This window comes from Marinospirillum sp. (assembly GCF_014859565.1).
Genome location: NZ_JACUUA010000239.1, coordinates 1 through 4,615 on the forward strand (window position 1 = coordinate 1; position 4,615 = coordinate 4,615).

Annotated in this window: 3 protein-coding genes; 1 reads left to right on the forward strand and 2 read right to left on the reverse strand. The window is 49.5% G+C overall.

Annotated elements, in window-relative coordinates:
• Nucleotides 1-122 precede the first annotated feature (122 nt).
• Nucleotides 123-1,379 carry a diguanylate cyclase gene (locus IBX50_RS17385; RefSeq protein WP_292257563.1) on the reverse strand — a complete coding sequence of 419 codons (1,257 nt, stop codon included), beginning with the start codon at nt 1,377-1,379 and terminating at the stop codon, nt 123-125.
• Nucleotides 1,380-1,600: 221 nt separating this feature from the next.
• Between IBX50_RS17385 and IBX50_RS17390 the strand changes: the two genes are divergently transcribed.
• Nucleotides 1,601-3,841, forward strand: coding sequence for an EAL domain-containing protein (locus IBX50_RS17390; RefSeq protein ID WP_292257564.1), 2,241 nt, complete (start codon nt 1,601-1,603; stop codon nt 3,839-3,841).
• On the opposite strand, the gene IBX50_RS17395 is transcribed toward IBX50_RS17390, so the two are convergent.
• Nucleotides 3,801-4,487 carry a response regulator transcription factor gene (locus IBX50_RS17395; protein ID WP_292257565.1) on the reverse strand — a complete coding sequence of 229 codons (687 nt, stop codon included), beginning with the start codon at nt 4,485-4,487 and terminating at the stop codon, nt 3,801-3,803. The genes IBX50_RS17390 and IBX50_RS17395 overlap by 41 nt on opposite strands.
• Between the last annotated feature and the right edge of the window lie 128 nt (nt 4,488-4,615).

Genomic DNA, 4,615 nt, shown 5'->3' on the forward strand with positions numbered 1-4,615 from the left:
GTAGCCTGCTTTTTGTAATAAGTGTGCCGTCAAAAGACCCTGATCCGGCTCGTCATCCACAATAAACACCAGCGGGCTGGTTTGAGGAGGGGTGATTGACTGAGTGTCAGTGTCGATGCCGTTCATTGGGTGCTCACATCAGCATTAAAAAAATTGACCCGACCCTTGCCATCTCTTTTGGCTGCATACATGGCATGGTCGGCGCGTGTTAAAAGTTCACTGTTACTCTGAGTGTCTGGCATAAAGGGCAGTGCGCCAATGCTGGCACCCATGCTGGCTGTTTTAGCAGTCAGCTGCATGGGTTGGCTGAGCAGATCCAGCAGCTGCCGGGCAAAGTCTTCGGCTGCCTGTTGCTGACCACGCTGGTGCAACAGCAAGACAAATTCATCACCACCCAGCCGTGCGGCAAAGTCGTTTTTCCCCAGCAGCTTGTTGATGCGCTGCGCCACTTTAATCAGGGCTTCATCACCGGCTTCGTGGCCCAGGGTGTCGTTGATGGGTTTGAATCCATCCAGATCAATAAACAGCAGCAGGTGGGGCAGGCTGCTCGGCTGCTGCTGAAAGTTATCCAGCATTTGATTAAAAGCAGCTCGGTTGGGCAGGCCGGTTAAGGCATCATGCAGGGCGAGGTATTCTATGCGGATGCGTGCCGCTTCTTCTGCTGAAATATCCTGTACCAGACCAATAAATAAACTGTCTTTGGCTCTTTTCACTTCAGTCACCGCCAGCCGCATCGGGAAAAGCTCGCCGGATTTGCGCCTTCCTTGTACTTTGCGCCCAATGCCCATGATTTTTGGTTGTTGGGTTTCCAGGTAGTTCGTTAGATAACCATCGTGTTTTTCTGCGTGATGGCTGGGCATCAGACTATTCACCTTTTGCCCCAGCATTTCGGCTGCGCTGTAACCGAAGATGACTTCTGCTGCTTTATTAAACTTTTGAATATGACCCGTCTGGCTGATGGTGATGATGGCCTCGTACACATTATCCAGCACACCACTCAGGCTTTGCTGAAGTATGGCAATGCGCTCAAAGGCCTGAATACGTGCGCCAAGAATGTCAAAATCAATCGGTTTAAACAGGTAGTCATCGGCTCCGGCTTCCAGCCCTTTGAGCATGGCGTCTTTTGATTCCAGTGCAGTCATCATGATGATGGGCACCCAGGTTTGCTGATCCATCTCACGGATAATCCGTGTTGCTTCGATGCCATCCATTTCCGGCATGATGTTGTCCATCAGGATAAAGTCCGGCTTCTCGTGACGGTAAGCATCTACTGCAGCACGCCCATCCAGCACATGCTGAACCTGGTGGCCACGCTGAGCCAGAAAAGCCTTAACTGGCCCGGAAGTGGTTCTGGAGTCGTCTGCGAGTAGGATTTTCATGGTTGTTTTGCTCTGTTGTTAAATTTTTATGCCTGTAAACATATCAAAAGCTTCGCTGGATTAGTGGAGCTTTTGCTTCTGAAACACGCCAGCTCATCCGCTCAGGATACATTTTTGTTACATTTGAGTGGTGGTGATATAAAAAAAGGATTCTAATTGCATTTTTATCGTGCAGTACGCTAGACCTATACTGTATGCACAAGGCTGGTTCGGAGATTTGAATGCTTGACGCATGGCTTAACAAGTTACGCTTGCCATTGATTATGGGTTTGTTGGCAGGGTTTTTGGCGCTGTTGGTGGGTAGCCTGTTTTTATGGCAATTACATCAGCATCACCAAGAGGCGGAGCAACGTGAAGTCGAGGAATTGCTTACGCGTCATGCGCTGCAGCTGGAGCAGCAGGTTAGTGTAGGCATGGCAATTAATGAGCTGTTGGCAGTGATTGATGCTTTATCCGGCTATGGGCTGGAGTACCGCTTTTACCACCAGTTACCGGGTGGTGAGCTGCAGGTGGTTCAGGCTTCCAATGGTGAATTGCTGGCCAGGTCTGTAAAGCATGAACTGATATTACCTAATGGCCGCTGGCTGCTGGTTGCTTCACCGGCAGATGGTTGGGTAAATTGGCTGCATTTGACGCTTGAGATGGTGCCTGTTTTATTGATTAGTCTGTTGGTGGGTTTGCTGGCTGCACAGATGCAGCGGATTAAGCAAATGAACACAGGGCTGGAGAAAATCATAACCAGTCGTACAGCTGAGTTACAGGTTTCGGCTATGGCTTTTCAGTCACAGAATGGCATTCTGGTTACAGATGCTGAGCAGCGTATTGTTAAGGTCAATCGGTCTTTTCAGGATATTACCGGATACAGCGAAGCAGAGGTTTTAGGTCAGACACCGGCACTGCTCAGCTCCGGGCGACATGATGCCAGCTTTTACCAGCAGATGTATGCTGATCTTGAGCAAGCTGGCTTATGGCAAGGCGAGATCTGGAATCGTCGAAAAAATGGCGATATCTATCCAGAGCACCTGACCATCACGGCCATTTATGGTGCCAAAGGACAAATCACTCACTATGTTGCTAACCTGGCGGATTTAACCGAGCGTAAGGCTAATCTGGAGCGGATCTACCAGCTGAAATTTTTTGATGCATTAACACACCTGCCTAACCGCAATCTTTTGCGTGAAACCCTGCAAACCCTGTTGGCTGATACCTCGGAAAACGATACAAACCATCTGGGCAGCCTGCTGTTTATCGACCTTGATCACTTCAAGCAGTTTAATGATGCGCTGGGGCGTTCTGTTGGTGATCAGTTGCTTCAGCAGCTGGCGCAGCGATTGGGACAGGTTTTACCGCCAGAAACAACGCTGGCGAGGTTGGGCAGTGATGAGTTTGTGGTGCTGTTGCTGCAGCCGGACGTGCACCAGAGTCAGGCTGCTTCTGATGTTGAGCAGTTGGCTGAAACCCTGCTCAGTCGATTAAATGAAACTTTTGTATTGGCGGGTCAGCCACATCATATTACGGCATCTATTGGTGTGACCTTGATCCAGCCACATGATGATCCTGATGAGTTATTCAAGCAGGCAGAACTGGCAATGTTTGAGGCCAAGAATAAAGGCCGTAATCGTATATCCTTTTATAAGCAGACAATGCAGCTGCAAGCGATTCACAGGCTGGAGCTGCAGGCAGCGATGTACGAGGCACTGAAAGAACAGACATTTGAGCTTTTTTACCAGCCGCAGCTGGATGCCAATAATCAGATGAAAGGTGTTGAGGCGTTGATACGCTGGCAGCATCCGGCTAAGGGTTATATCTCACCTGGTGAGTTTATTCCGCTGGCGGAAGAAACAGATCTGATCCTGAAGATAGGGCACTGGGTGCTGGAAACCGCTTGCGCACAAGCAGTACGCTGGTCAACACAGGCTGCTACCTGTGAGCTGATTATTTCTGTGAATGTCAGTGCCAGGCAGTTTACTCGCCCAGACTTTGTGCAGCAGGTGGAGCGTGTGTTGCAATCCAGTGGTGCTAACCCAAAGCGGCTGCAGCTGGAGCTGACTGAAAGCATGCTGGCTGATGATACACAGGACATCATTAACAAGATGGTGCAGCTTAAAAGCCTGGGTTTGTTAATCTCCCTGGATGATTTTGGTACAGGTTATTCATCGCTTAGCTATTTGCAGCAGTTGCCGTTTGATCAGCTCAAGGTGGATCAATCTTTTGTACGAGATATTAATCCGCTTGATCCACGGCGGTCTTTGGCAGCAACAATCATTGTGCTGGGGCTGAATCTGGAGCTGGAGGTGATTGCAGAGGGTGTCGAAACACCGGAGCAGCAGGCATTTTTACAGCAGCAGGGTTGCCAGTTGTTTCAGGGTTATTTGCTGGGGCGGCCAATGCCGGTTGCAGCGTTGGAGGCGCGAATAATCGCTAATACCTCTGAAAAGTATAACCCTGGCCGTATTGGCTGACGAGCTTTCCGGGGGAAGGTGACAAGCTGCTCAGTTTTTTACGCAGTCGACTGATCAACAGATCCAGGGCACGACCATCCTGGGCTTTTTCCTCATTGCCCCACAAGCTGTCTGCAATTTCCTGACGATTCAAAAGCTGACCGTCCATCTGAGTGAACAGCTCCATAAGGCGAAACTCAGAGGCGGTTAAACGAAGACGCTGACCAAAAAAAAGCAGTTCCTGGTTTTGGCTGTTCAGCTTCAGTCGGGTTTCTGGTAGCAAATCAGGATTTTGATGTTCGAGACGCCTCATCACGGCATGAATCCGCGCAATCAGCACTGTACGGCTCAGTGGTTTGCTGACAAAGTCATCCGCACCGCAGTGGAGCGCCGTTGCCAGATCATCCTCGTGATCCTTGTGGGTAATGAAAATCTTTGGGGTGCGGGTACGTTGCTGCAGTTGTTTGACCAGCTCGATGCCATTCATGCCTGGCAGTAACCAGTCGATCAATAACAGATCAAATTGTTTGCCTGGTTGATCCAGTATTTCGAGAAACATTTCTGCGGAATAATACAAACTGGAGTTGTAACCATAAGCCTTCAGCCAGCTGGCGACCAGCCTTGCTTGATCCATATCGTCTTCAATGATCGCGACCTGTTGTGACATGCGCCGTTGCCCAAATCTTTTATTGTTGAAGTCCCTCTAATTTAACAGGTTTTTCAGATTTCGGAAATGTATTAACCCGCCTTATTCATGAGGCATAGCTGAAAAGTGGGCGTGGCTTTGGTATGCTG